The 12,625-nt window shown below is 49.5% G+C and carries 13 protein-coding genes; 1 reads left to right on the top strand and 12 read right to left on the bottom strand.

Annotated features, from left to right (window positions below):
- Positions 1-104: 104 nt before the first annotated feature.
- The 9 genes from SSCH_RS15795 to SSCH_RS15755 form a co-directional block, all read right to left on the bottom strand.
- Positions 105-1,439, bottom strand: coding sequence for a GGDEF domain-containing protein (locus SSCH_RS15795; RefSeq protein WP_052835758.1), 1,335 nt, complete (start codon positions 1,437-1,439; stop codon positions 105-107).
- Positions 1,440-1,640: 201 nt separating this feature from the next.
- Positions 1,641-1,868, bottom strand: coding sequence for a 30S ribosomal protein S18 (gene rpsR, locus SSCH_RS15790; RefSeq protein ID WP_044666322.1), 228 nt, complete (start codon positions 1,866-1,868; stop codon positions 1,641-1,643).
- Positions 1,869-1,889: 21 nt separating this feature from the next.
- Positions 1,890-2,339 (bottom strand): single-stranded DNA-binding protein, encoded by a 450-nt coding sequence (locus SSCH_RS15785; protein ID WP_198142558.1) that lies wholly within the window; start codon positions 2,337-2,339, stop codon positions 1,890-1,892.
- A 27-nt stretch (positions 2,340-2,366) separates the two neighbouring features.
- The gene (rpsF, locus tag SSCH_RS15780; RefSeq protein WP_232294538.1) at positions 2,367-2,666 is read right to left on the bottom strand and encodes a 30S ribosomal protein S6; all 300 of its coding nucleotides are present in this window, start codon (positions 2,664-2,666) and stop codon (positions 2,367-2,369) included.
- A 115-nt stretch (positions 2,667-2,781) separates the two neighbouring features.
- A complete protein-coding gene (locus tag SSCH_RS15775; RefSeq protein WP_044666319.1) occupies positions 2,782-3,000 on the bottom strand; it encodes a DUF951 domain-containing protein in 219 nt (72 codons plus the stop codon).
- A complete protein-coding gene (locus tag SSCH_RS15770) occupies positions 2,981-3,832 on the bottom strand; it encodes a mechanosensitive ion channel family protein (protein WP_044666318.1) in 852 nt (283 codons plus the stop codon). Before SSCH_RS15770 ends, SSCH_RS15775 begins: the two co-directional genes overlap by 20 nt.
- 542 nt (positions 3,833-4,374) lie before the next feature.
- On the bottom strand, positions 4,375-5,442 hold the full coding sequence (gene selD, locus SSCH_RS15765; RefSeq protein WP_084711257.1) for a selenide, water dikinase SelD: 1,068 nt from the start codon (positions 5,440-5,442) through the stop codon (positions 4,375-4,377).
- Positions 5,443-6,130: 688 nt separating this feature from the next.
- Positions 6,131-6,790, bottom strand: coding sequence for a CvpA family protein (locus SSCH_RS15760; RefSeq protein WP_044666316.1), 660 nt, complete (start codon positions 6,788-6,790; stop codon positions 6,131-6,133).
- Between the two features lie 107 nt (positions 6,791-6,897).
- Entirely contained in the window at positions 6,898-7,170 is a 273-nt protein-coding gene (locus SSCH_RS15755; protein ID WP_044666315.1) for a hypothetical protein, read from the bottom strand.
- Between the two features lie 876 nt (positions 7,171-8,046).
- Here SSCH_RS15755 and SSCH_RS15745 point away from each other — a divergent pair.
- Positions 8,047-8,700, top strand: a complete 654-nt coding sequence (locus SSCH_RS15745; protein ID WP_044666313.1) for a phosphoribosyltransferase — start codon at positions 8,047-8,049, stop codon at positions 8,698-8,700.
- Positions 8,701-9,265: 565 nt separating this feature from the next.
- On the opposite strand, the gene SSCH_RS15740 is transcribed toward SSCH_RS15745, so the two are convergent.
- The 3 genes from SSCH_RS15740 to SSCH_RS15725 all read right to left on the bottom strand — a co-directional run bounded on the left by SSCH_RS15740 (position 9,266) and on the right by SSCH_RS15725 (position 12,366).
- Complete coding sequence (locus SSCH_RS15740; RefSeq protein ID WP_044666312.1) at positions 9,266-10,174, bottom strand: uroporphyrinogen decarboxylase family protein; 909 nt, start codon at positions 10,172-10,174, stop codon at positions 9,266-9,268.
- A 586-nt stretch (positions 10,175-10,760) separates the two neighbouring features.
- Complete coding sequence (locus SSCH_RS15730; protein ID WP_044666310.1) at positions 10,761-12,005, bottom strand: uroporphyrinogen decarboxylase family protein; 1,245 nt, start codon at positions 12,003-12,005, stop codon at positions 10,761-10,763.
- Between the two features lies 1 nt (position 12,006).
- Positions 12,007-12,366, bottom strand: a complete 360-nt coding sequence (locus SSCH_RS15725) for a cobalamin B12-binding domain-containing protein (protein WP_156972372.1) — start codon at positions 12,364-12,366, stop codon at positions 12,007-12,009.
- Positions 12,367-12,625 lie beyond the last annotated feature (259 nt).

Raw genomic sequence — 12,625 nt, 5'->3', positions numbered from 1 at the left:
TCCATCCATCGGTTCATCATATCCAGCAACTGCGAACCTGCCGAATGCCAGTTCCACATTCTGTAAGATCCGCGCCCGGTAAAGCGAATTACTTCCAATTTGTCTTAGTTAAACAGCTCTCTGAGCAGTGCCTGGTCAGCTCCGGCCTCCATCAGCTGAGCGGCAATCCGGAAGGTGCGGTCACTTGTGGAAAAAGTAAACCTCTTGGTATCCACGATCAAGCCTGTCAAGAGGGCTGTGGCAGCAAGGGGTGAAAAACGGATATCTTCGGGAAAATAGTGCACCAATTCTCCCACCAGCTCACTTGTGGATGATGCACCTGGCATGATATAGGAAAGGTTGCATCGCTCCAGGAATTCCTCCCCCCGCCTGTGGTGATCGATCACAGCAATATAGCCCGCACGGCTCAGCAGTGATGGCTCAGCCACCATCTGCGGCCTGTGAACATCAACTAAGAGCAATAGCGTCTGTGATGAAACCTCGATCCCCAGGTCGCCTTTTTCGCAGATCAGACCGGGGTCACGCTGATCAATGATCGCAGCCAGATTATCTACCGGCCCACCTGAGCGGTCGATGAGAATCCGCACCGGTTTGCCGTAATGGCGCACTATCTCCGCGCACCCCAGGGCAGCACCTAAAACATCGAAATCCATGCGGGAGTGACCCATGATCACTACAGATCTCGCATGCCGGATCAGACCGGCGAGTTCGACAGCGGTAACACGGACACGCACCTTGCTGCGCTTGCCCACCACCTCAGTGTGCCCGCCGTAAAACCAGGTGTGTTCGGCGCTTTTAACAACTGCCTGATCACCGCCCCGCTCCAGGCTGAGCTCCAAAGCCTCCTGGACAAGCCGGCCTAGTTTAGCGGGTTCCTCTGAATCGATACCCTTTGCGGCTCCGATGCTCAAGGTAACCGGGATGTGTTTCCCCACCTTGATCTCCCTTACCTTGTCCAGAATGGGAAAGTTATCGTTTTCCTGGGCTTCCAGCTCAGCGGTCGGGAGAAGCACAGTGTAGCGTTCTCTTCCATCCTTGCGCAGGTATGCGTTTATTTCTCCCGCCCATTCCCGCAGAAGTTTATCCACTGCGGCCACCAGCATAGGGCGCTTTTCATCTGCCAACCCATGAAAAACCTCGTCATAATCATCAACCTGCATAAATACCAGAGCAAGCTCATCAGAGGCCGAGGTAAGCCGCTCTTCAGATACCTGCTCCCTTTCTGTAGAGAGAATCTCTTCCCTGAGTTCCCGCTCCCGTACAGACTGCTCCTGCTTATCCATGTAGGAAAAGGCATATAATCCAATCACAACCGTAAAAAGTCCGAAGATACCGAGTATGGTATTGTATTTGGCCAGGGCCAGACAGGTCAGGGCAAGCAAGACTCCCAGTCCTATGAAGAACTTGCGCTTGTAATTCCGGTAAAAATTTGCATCCACAAAATCCCCGCCTTCGTTTTTGCTTTAGTTTCGGCACCATAGCGCACAAATCCTGCTAAAACAAAAACTCTTTCTTTGTATTTTGGTTCCGCATTATGAAGAATATTCAGTCACAGGCGGTGACAAGGGGACGGGGGTCGTGTCACCCTAGGGTGACACGACCCCCGTCCCCTTGTCAACCCTTGTCAAGGCTTAACGGTTTTAATCTAATGTGAATGGCAGCAAGGCCACATTGCGGGCCTGCTTGATAGCTTTAGTAAGCATACGCTGGTGATAGGCGCAGTTTCCGGAAATTCTTCTGGGCAAGATTTTACCCCGCTCTGTGATGTATTTCCGGAGCTTATAAACATCTTTATAATCAATGTGAGTCGCATGCTCAACGCAAAAACTGCAGACCTTTTTTCTTTTCCTCCCGCGTTCGCGCCTCAAAGTAACACCTCCTGGCAGATCTTAGAATGGCGGATCCTCCGGGTTGAGTTCATCCCCGAAGGGGTTTTCAGGAAAACCTGGTTCTGGTCCTGTGGGATCCTGGGGTTCCTGGAATCCTTGGGTCCCTGGGCCGGGCGCTGTTCCTTCTCGGGGGCGCTCTAAAAAGCGCACCGTATCAGCTACAACCTCTGTAGATGTACGAGTTTCCCCTTCAGGGGTCTGATATTTGCTCACCTGCAGGCGTCCCTCTACTGCAATCAGCCGCCCCTTTCCCATGTAATTGGCACAGGTCTCTGCAAGCTTTCTCCAGGCAACAACCCTGATAAAATCCGTGTCACGTTCACCCCGGGCATTCAGGAATGAACGGTCCACAGCGATGGTAAAGTTGGCCACAGCAGCCCCAGCACTGGTGAACCGCAGTTCCGGTTCCCGGGTATTACGACCGATCAAAATTACCCGGTTGAGAAACAATGATTTTCTCCTCCTCATTTGTCTGCTTTACGCAGTGTCGCGCCTGACTATGGTATGACGCAGCAGAAAATCGCTGATGCGCATCACACGGTCAAGCTCTTTGGCTGTTTCCGGCTCCCCCTGGAAATAAACCAGGGTATAGTAACCCTCGCGATAATCTTCGATTTCATAGGCCAACCGCTTTTTCCCCCAGCGGTTGATTTGCTCCACAGTGCCTTTATTCTTCTGAATCAGCTCGGTCAATCGCTCAATGGCAGCTGTGGTCGCATCCTCATCTAGATCCGGTTTTAGGACAAAGAGGGTCTCATAAGATCGCAAACTTTCCACCTCCCTTCGGACTGAACGGCTCCCGTAGGAGCAGGGACATCTTAAGAATTATACCATTAGGAACACCTTAACACAACCGGGGTCAGGCTTGAGTAATTGAGTTATTTTTGTTGGGTCAGGAGAACCGTTCCCTTGATCCGTTTTCCCCGGATCTTATTATTGTTTTGACATTTTTTTCGAATTTCACCCTGGGGAGCATTACCTGCCGCCCGCACTTTAGACAGCGAATACGGAAGTCCATCCCAACACGCAAAATCTCCCATTCGTTGTTTCCACAGGGGTGCTGCTTCTTCATTCTTACTATATCTCCGACACTATAGTGCTTCGGGGCCATTTTCCTCCCCCTTCCCCTGTTTGCTTATAATCACGCGGTGTGGATAGGGTATCTCAATTCCCTCTCGATCAAAAGCATCTTTTATCCTTTTACGCAGTTCCCTGGCAAAACCCCACTGCTGCATGGGGTTAACCTTGCCGAAGATCTGGATGGTTACACCTGAAGGGCTCAGTTCCGTAACCCCCAGAACCTGCGGTTCCTCTATAACCTGGTCAGCTTTTTCCTGTGCCATCTCATGGCAGACGCTGTTGATGATCTCGATAGCATGATCCAGTTCAACTTCATAGGCAACATCTACCTCCAGGAGGACCCCCATCCCGCCGCGGGAATAATTCGTCACCTGTTCGATCTTCCCGTTGGGGATGATGTGGATCTCTCCAGTCCATGATTGTACTCTGGTGACACGCAGTCCCATCTCAGTTACGGTCCCGGTCACCCCCGAAAAGGTAACATAATCACCCACAGCAAACTGGTCTTCAAAAAGTATGAAAAAGCCGGTGATCACATCCCGCACCAGGTTCTGTGCCCCGAAACCCACAGCCAAACCCAGGATACCCGCACCTGCCAAAATAGATGTTGTGGGAACCCCCAATTCATCAAGCAGCATCACACCGCCGATAAAATAGAGGGTGTATTTGAGCAGGCTCCTGGCAAGGCCGCGCAGGGTGTTGACCCGGCGTTCATCCCAGGCCCCGGGCAGCCGTTCAGGACGCATGAGACTGTCGATCAAGCGAACACCTATCTTGCCGATGATCGCGATGGTCAGGATAATAATTGCCATATGCAGGGCAACCCTGGCTCCTGCAGGTATATCTAGAAAATTCAGCGCCACAAAGCACCCTCCAGTCTGTTTGGTGGTTAGTCGTTAGTCGTTAGAAATACATAAAACTCGTATATACCTGAAACTGGAACACCGTTAAAAACAGATTGAGTTTAGCATTATCAGTTGACGCGTGCAAGGGTATTCCCGGGTGACGTTCCCACTCAGGTGACTGTCACCATTTAGTTAAATCTGTATATACAGGTTTAGCCGTTTGGTAACTAATCTCCAGGTGACTGTCACCGGTTTAGCCTTTTGGTAACTATCACCATTTAGTTGAATATGTATAGACAAGTTTGCTCTTTTGTTGACTGTCGCCAAATAGGAGCAGGTAGTTCCCGGATGCTTCAGACCTCTGATTTCCGGTCTCTGTCTTCTGCTTTTAGGGTTGGTCGTTAGTTATTGGAATAAAAAGCTGCCTGGAAGAGATCACTTGCGATTTGGATCAGAAGAAACAGCCCTCTGAGCCACGGTAAAACGTTGAATGCTAACGGTGACAATGCTAACGGTGACTGTCACCTGAATAAAGCATAATAACCCCAATAACAAATTACTCAATTACTCAAGCCTGACCCCACGATGATCTTTCCTGTGCCTTTGCCTCGTACACGACCGATGACCCGGGGGTCGGTGATGCCTGAGCGCCGCAGTCCGGCCAGGAGCTTGTCTCCCCGCTCCTGGGGAACGGCGATGAGCAGCCCACCGGAGGTTTGGGGATCAAAAAGGATATCCAATAAAGCTTGTTTGAGTTTCCCGCGGGTTTCAATGTAATCCTCGAAGTGTTCGCGGTTCCTATAGGCGCCTGCGGGGATCAGCCCTTCCCCTGCCAGTTCCTCTGAGCGCGGGAGGAAAGGAACTGAGGCAAGATCCACCTCCATATCTACACCGCTGTTCTCGGCCATTTCCCGCAGGTGACCGAGCAGCCCGAACCCGGTGATGTCAGTACAGGCATTCACCCCCACACTCCTCATAACACCAGCAGCTGTGGCATTCAGGGCAGCCATAACCATTGCCAGGCTCTCTTCTTCATCGGGGGACAAAAGGCCACCCTTGAGGGCTGTGACCAACACACCGGTACCCAGTGGTTTTGTCAGAACCAGCAGGTCACCCTCTCTGGCACCACTGTTTGTGATCAGTTCATCCGGGTGAACGATACCGGTCACCGCAAGCCCGTACTTTGGCTCATCATCCTCTACCGAATGGCCTCCCAGCAGCACCGCCCCGGCCTCTGCAACCTTGTCACTCCCCCCCTGCAAAATAGCCTTGAGGGTATCTGTTCCCAGTTCACATACGGGATAGGCCACAAGATTGAGAGCGGTTACCGGTGTGGCACCCATCGTATAGATATCGCTCAGTGCATTTGCGGCAGCTATCTGGCCAAACTGGTAGGGATCATCCACAACCGGCGTAAAAAAATCCACGGTTTGCACCAGGGCAAGATCCGGGCGCAGCCGGAAAACCCCTGCATCATCTGGAACACCACAGCCGACCAGCAGGTCGGGGTGTTCAAAACCCCGTATATCTTTGAGCAGCTCATCCAGGACACCCGGCCCCAGCTTAGCCGCTCACCCTGAAAAACGCGCATGATGTGTCAGCTTGATCTGTTTCGTCTTACTCGTCATTATCTCACCTGCCTGAAGGGCGGAAGTCGGAGGCCGGAAGTCGGAGGTCGGATAAGGATGGCACCCCGTGCCGTTATCAATCTTAGCCCCTAACTAAAACCCTACCTGTAATAGATGCAAAAGACCGTTAGCCGGAGGTCGGATGATGTCGGAAAAGGATGGCACCTTGCACCGTTATCGATACCACGGATCACAGGGACGGTTCTCGTGATCCACATTTGCGATCTCGTCGTGGTACGGCATTGTTATTCAAACGACCAACGCCAACGACCAACGACTAACCACCACCTACTAATCTAGCCAACCACTGGCCACACATATACATCCGGCTAATTCCCGTCATTCTATATAAGACGGCTCTTTTCCTTTCTCCTTTCGAATTTTTACAGTTCCATTTTGGAATGAGTTCGACACCTTCGGACCCAGTGCCTTAAACCGGCCTGGTGGCCACTTGGATGCTTCACAGCCGCCCTCTGATTGGCGAAAATGTATTAATCGGGATGTCCTGGCAGCCACTAGAATGCTTTGCTGTGGAACACTTCGCCGGACTCCGGCGGACTCCGGCACCTTTAACCGGTTCTGGCAGTAACGCGTCCTTTAAGTAACTCACCTCTTTTGGAAAAAGCTCGTCACGCTCTAAACCATCTGAAATAAATTCGCTAAAACTTGGGAAGCCACCTCCCAGCTTTTATTGAAATAGGGTACCAGCACAGAAGTATCCCAATTGTTGATCAGGGCTGTGCGAAAGCCTTCCCCCCAAAAACCCACGACTCATGCTGTATAAGAGCGGGGTGATCATCCCCACGGCAACCACCAGGAACAGGGAATTGTTGACCAGCCCGACTGCCAGTCCACCTACTCTGTTGACACCACCCAGCAGTACTATATGGGCGAGCCTGGTCAAAATCTTCCCCAGCAGTTCCAAACACGCCCCCAGGCAGATGGATACTACAGCAAACACAAGGAAAAAGGCAATCAGTTTAACCAGACTGTCCGCCATCAGCCGTGCAGATGTTACCCCAGAGATGCCGCTCTGGATGGCATGCACAGGCTCCCAGAGAGAAGGCGGGAAACCAGGCAGGGCGGACCCCGCAGTCGTGGCAATTTTGGGAAAACTCCCGGCGGGAGCACCACCGGCACAAAAGGGGATAAAAATTTTTGTAAGAAGTTCTTTGAGGCCCAGACGCGTCCCCAGGAATTTTGCCACTGGAATATAGTATAGCCCGGCCATCCAGACCCCGACCAGGAAGCCGCCAAAACGACAAACCATTGAGATTAAGCCACGGCTGAAACCTCGGTAGGCACCCCAAGCCAAAATAAGAAAGAAGATTCCATCAACCAAATTCACCTGTATCCCCTCCTAAATCAACGACTGTACGGTTCAACAATCGATTGTGCTGCGAGAACAGCTTAACCTAAAAATGGTAATTTGTCAATGCGGTTATTTCTGGCGTGTTATTTCTGGCGCAGCTTGAACAGCTCAGAAAGTGCATGAGACCCCTGAGAGATAATTATTCCAGAGATAACATAGTCCACAATAGGATACTTGGTTTCCAGCCCGAGGATGGTGAAGATCCCTACATTATAGGCGAAACAAAGAGTTACCCCCACCACAATAGTCACGAATTCCGATGCCCTACCACTGATAAAATGCCGAAAAATAGCCGTCAATGCCTCAACCACCACAGACATAAAGATGAGGGTTTGGATTGCCTCAAGCGGTTCCAAAAGAGTCCCTCCTCACAAGTAAAGTTTATATCTCTAATTTGTATGCAGAAAAGGCATCTTTAATAGCGTGACAATGGGACGATCCTTTCGATAACAAAATTCCGAACTCCGACTTTTATTCCCACTTCCAACCTCCCGCTTCCCACATCTCATTTTTACTGGCCAGGTACAACCTGTATATACAAATTCGCCTATTTGGTGACAGTCACCAAAAGAAGAAACTTGTCTATACATATTCACCAAAATGGTGGTAGTCACCGTTACCCACTTCCTACATCTCATTTTTGCCACACTCATTTTTGCCCACCTTCCGTAAAGTAGTTATTTTTGATATAATGAAACAAGTCCATACCTCTTGACCACGAACCACGAAATTACCACGCTGAATACACAACATTACCGCATTACCGTTATCGATCGCCAAACATATGAACCATTATTAAACCATTTTTAAGCCATTTGTGAACCATTGGGAAAACAGTCCTTCTTTTTCCACCTAACCCTCAGGTCGCTGAATACCGAACCCTTAACCTAAGCAGCTTTCCAGCCTCAGATAATATAATCTCAGCAACCAGCAGAGGTGTATACCGGAAAGCCGGAGGAGGGTGCGTTCCACTTTGGATCAGGAGAACCGTCAGCATGTGTGACAATACCCAAATCACCAGTTCAGCAGCTAGAAGTGGGGTGCATAACTGAAACAGCGAGTAATTGATGCCCCGTATCCCTACAAACAACCCAAATTTGACCATAAGTGGGGGGATGAAAAAAGGCAAAATGGTTTTCACACAGTCTGCCTTCCCCCTGATCCGGAGAGTATGTTAAAGAGATTTTTGGGCAATTATGGGCAATACTGATACCGGAAAGGGGTGAGCAAAATTGACCTTTACAAATCGCCAGGATGCCGGACAGAAGTTAGCGGCCAAGCTGCTGGACTATCGGGACAAGCAACCTGTTGTACTGGGGATCCCTCGCGGGGGTGTGGTGGTAGCTGCTGAGGTGGCCAGAGAGCTCGATGCCCCTCTAGATCTGATTATTCCCCGCAAAGTCGGCGCCCCAGGCAACCGAGAACTGGCGGTCGGTGCTGTTGCTCCTGATGGCACAGTTATTTATGATGAAAGAGCGCTGAGTATGATGGGTTTACGGCAAGCCAACCTGCAAAATGAGGTAGCACACCAGATTAAAGAGATCGAAAGGCGTACCATATCCTACAGGGGCAGCAGAGAACCCCTCTCTCTCCGGGGAAAGACGGTCATCGTGGTGGATGATGGAATCGCCACAGGCCTGACCGCAAAAGCGGCCCTGCGGTCGGTTCGCAACCAGGAACCCAAATTTCTTATTTTGGCAGTACCTGTAACCACTATGGAAGCAGCGGTCGAACTGCGGAAAGATATCGATGAATTGGTGTGCCTGCTGGTTCCGGAGGTCTTTTATGCAGTAGGACAGTTTTATGAGGACTTCAGCCAGACCACAGATGAAGAAGTCACAACGCTTCTTAATGCAAGGGGGACGGTTCCTGGCGCATTTCTGTAGCGCGCGTGCAAAGAGGACGGTCCCTTTGCCACGTTTTTTGATCATTGATCTCCCAGGTCTCTGGCTTCCGCTTCCCTAGACCTCCATACTTCCGGTCTCTAATTCCGTTTCATAGTTTGGTCGTTGCGTGACACGGGCGTAACAAGAGCGTAACAAGAGCGTGACAAAGGGACGGTCCTTTTGTCACGCTTTTCAGATCACCGATCTCCCAGACCTCTAAGCTTTGCTTTTTAGCCCCCCGGTTTTTGGTTTCTGAATCCCGCTTTTCAGGTCGTTGGAAAAAAGGTGGTCAAGCGAAAAACTAATCCAAGACAGCTTCTGGTTCCTCAGAACTCCGACTTCTGCTTTCTCAGATTTCCGGCCTCTGACTTCCCCATTTCGGATTGGTGGTTGGTCAAATTAGTGGTTAGTCGTTGGCCATTGGAATAAGTATGTTCAGGGAGAAAAATCCATGTGTGGAAGACATTATCCAGTACAATCAGTACACGCTCCCCAACAGCAAAAAATTAATGCAGCCAGCTTGTTACCGGCTGCATAATCAATGCCTGAGATTTTTAGAAAACCTTTAGGACAGTTCTTCTGGACTCCCTGACACTCTATTATAGATAGCGGTCAAGCCGTCCAGGTCAATTCCCTTAAAAAGACCGCAGGTGGTGCCGAGGATAAACCCTTTATGAGAAGAGAGGGCATTGATCTCAGAGGCCAGCTTATCTAAGTAATCCGCGCCTTTTGCCCGTTGTAGGTCTTCGACTTCCAGTGTCCCCCAAACGCACAGTTCGGGATGCTGGACTTTCAGTTTCAAGGGATCCATCCCCGCCTGGCGTTCGAAACACTGCAATCCTTGGAATCCACAGTCGATCAGCTCCGGGATAATCTCGGAATAATTTCCATCTGAGTGAAAGAAAACCGGGGCCTTTCCCGAGGCTGCCTTCACCTGCCTGGCCAGGGAGGGAAAAAAGAATTCTCTCAATGTATGGGGATTGATGATCAGGCCACACTGGTAAGCAATGTCATCAGCGATGATGATCCCGTCGACCCCCCGGTCGATCAATCTTATAATGAACTCCCTGTTCAGCTTTTCCACTCTGTCAATCAGCTCCTGAAAGGAGAGCGGTGAACTCCTGGAAAGCATCAAAAAATCGGTATACCCCCGGGTACGCGTCCCCCATCCGAAAGCACCGTCGAGCAGGGCGAAAGTGAAGAGTGGAGTCTTTAATGCCCATTTTTCCAGATCAGGCAGGGCGGTATCTAACGTCTCTGGGACAGTTGAACTGACTGGGTAATCAGGTGCAAGGGTGACAAGATCCGGCCCCAGTTCCTCGATAAAAGCCGCCCTTTCTTCAAAACCAACCTGATTGCAGTTTAAGCACTGCCCGACCAGGTCGTCCTCAATGCAAAGCTCTCCTTTTGGAATCCTGTCAGGAAGTTGATTGCTGATAGCTGCTTTGACCCGCCGTCCCGGGTAATTTTGCAACTGTGATCACCTGCCTAAAATAGAAGTCTGAAAATAGAAGTCTTATGCCGGAGGTCCGAGGTCGGAAGTTGCCGTGATAAAGGGACGGTTTCTTTTGTCATTTAGTTTCTTTGGATATAGGTTATAAAAAGCCATCGCTGCAGCGGTTTCGTTTTTTTCTTTTGTCATTTATGAAAAAACCAGAACCGGGGAGATACAATCGAGCAGAATCGGTCGCTCGCGTCTGAAATAGTCCCCATCAAGTGAAACACCGAGTAGATCAAAAGAGATTAAAAGAACCGTAAGACTGTGTGACAACTCTCCAAATCACCAGTTCAGCAGCCATAAAGGAGACATAACTGAAATAGCAGGATAATTGGTACCCCTTATCCCTAAAAACAACCGAAAGCTGGTCGTAAGTGGGGGAATGGAAAGGGGCAAAATGGTTTTCACACAGTCTGCCTTCCCCTTGACCGTCCCCTTGATCTTGATGCGCGGAGGTGAGAACCACCCCCACGCATCATATCATAGATCCAGGCGTAGATGAACACTGCTGCAGTTAGATCAGGAGCCCACGCACATGTGCCTGGATTTCTCACTATTTCATTTACTTATAAACTCCGTATTCTTTGGTGAAATCGATCCAAACTTTAACAAGTTCAGGATTTGTCTCATCCAAAACACCGCGGTGGCTCATAATAAAGCCACCGTCTTTACCTGCGACATCGATCATCTTCTTGGTGTAGTCCTTCACCTTTTCCGGCGTTCCGAACTGGAGCAGTGAAGTAGGCATATTGCCTGCAATACACACGGTGTCCCCGATTACTTCCTTAGCCTTAAAAATATCAGTTGTGTCCAGATGTACAATAACCTTGCCCTTGGGCAGTTCCCTTAAATATTGCAGGCGTTCATTGTAACCACCTTCGATATACACATAGGGAATCAGCCCGGCACCAACGGTATCCGCAATCAGCTTCTTGAGGAACGGCCAATAGAATGTTTCGAACTGCTTGATGGACATAAAACCGTCTGCGCCGCGGTGCAAGGCCATAAGGACAAATTGAGTGTTGTTTATTTTAGCGTTGAGAATAGCTCCCTCAATAATCATGGGGTAAAGCTTTTCCTGAGCCTCAAGGATTTTTTCGGGATTCCTGTACATATCCAACATCGTTCCGCGCATACCCCTCAACATATCGGAAATCAAGTCGAAGGGCACTAATCCCCCAGAAAAACCGAGAACGGGATACTCGGACATTTCTTGGTAATATTCAATTTCTTTTACTTTATATCGCGCGTATTCACGCCCTGCTTCAGCCAAACTTTCCAAGGCGTTGATTACTTCCGGCTGGGTAAAGAAAGCTGTGATTCCCATTCCAATATAGCCTGTCAAAAAGGCCTTCAGGGGAGGAAGGTTCTGAAAAGGTTCTAACGCCCCGCAGATACGCGGCAGATATTTACGAAAGGCAAAATCGGAAGGATCATCTAGCAGGTGATCGTACTCTTCCGGCTTCATGTATTCACCCTCAACAAACTGGAAGGTGTGATTCTCCGGAATGCCGTGACCCGGCCACTTGATCTGCTTAATATCCAGCGCCTCCATAGCCTTGCCTGGGTTAATGAGCAACCATGGTTCCTGATAAAGATCCGGCTCCAATTCTTGAAGCATTTTCTTATTGGCCTGGTACCATTTTTCGGGATCGTAATAAGCCTCTTTCAGGGTCATATCACCATATTTTGCACCAAGAAATTGGTTTATTAGGAGAACGGGAACCCTGTCGGGAACCTTCAGAGCAACCGCATCTAAAACCCTGTTGAGCCTCTGCCGGTACAGATCCTTTGCTTGTTGTGCCATTTTATTCACCCCCCAACCATTGCTTGGCATAGGTTACAGCAGACATGGCATCTGTACCATAAGCGTCTGCTCCTGTATAGGCACAGACAGTATCATCAACCTGACTGCCTCCGATCATAATCTTCACCTGACCGCGCAGTCCAGCTTCTTTAATGGCATCAACCGTTTTTTTCATAGAATCGAAAGCCAGAGTAAGCAGCCCGCTCATCGCAACAACTGTTGCACCGGTCTCCTTTATTTTTTCTATAAAATTCTCTTCCGGAACATCTATGCCTAAGTCATGCACTTCGAAACCATTGGCATCCAGCATAAAACGGACTACATCTTTACCAATATCGTGAACAGAAACTCCGCAGGTGATCGCCTAAGTTCTTGCGGTGCAAGCAACGCAGTATAAAAGCAAAATTTTATTAATTCGCATTTTTTAAACCAAACAGGCAGGAAAAAACATAACTAATGACAAAAACCTCCTGGAAGCAACAACGATCAAATCATCATTTCCAGGAGGTGTTACCACCGATGTCGAAACGGTGGCTCAAAGATTTTCTTCGATACATCAACAAGGTATTCCTGCCTGAGGGCTGTACAAAATGGGCAAAAGATGAAAGAAAAGATCCAGA

The sequence above is a fragment of the Syntrophaceticus schinkii genome (assembly GCF_000946815.1).
Classification (GTDB): Bacteria; Bacillota; DSM-12270; order Thermacetogeniales; family Thermacetogeniaceae; genus Syntrophaceticus; species Syntrophaceticus schinkii.
This window is presented reverse-complemented; position numbering and strand designations above follow the sequence as displayed.

Excerpts from the sequence above, each read along its gene's own strand:
- SSCH_RS15775 (WP_044666319.1), bottom strand. The coding sequence starts at position 3,000 with ATGGCCCCGAAGCACTATAGTGTCGGAGATATAGTAAGAATGAAGAAG.
- SSCH_RS15730 (WP_044666310.1), bottom strand. The coding sequence starts at position 12,005 with ATGGCACAACAAGCAAAGGATCTGTACCGGCAGAGGCTCAACAGGGTT.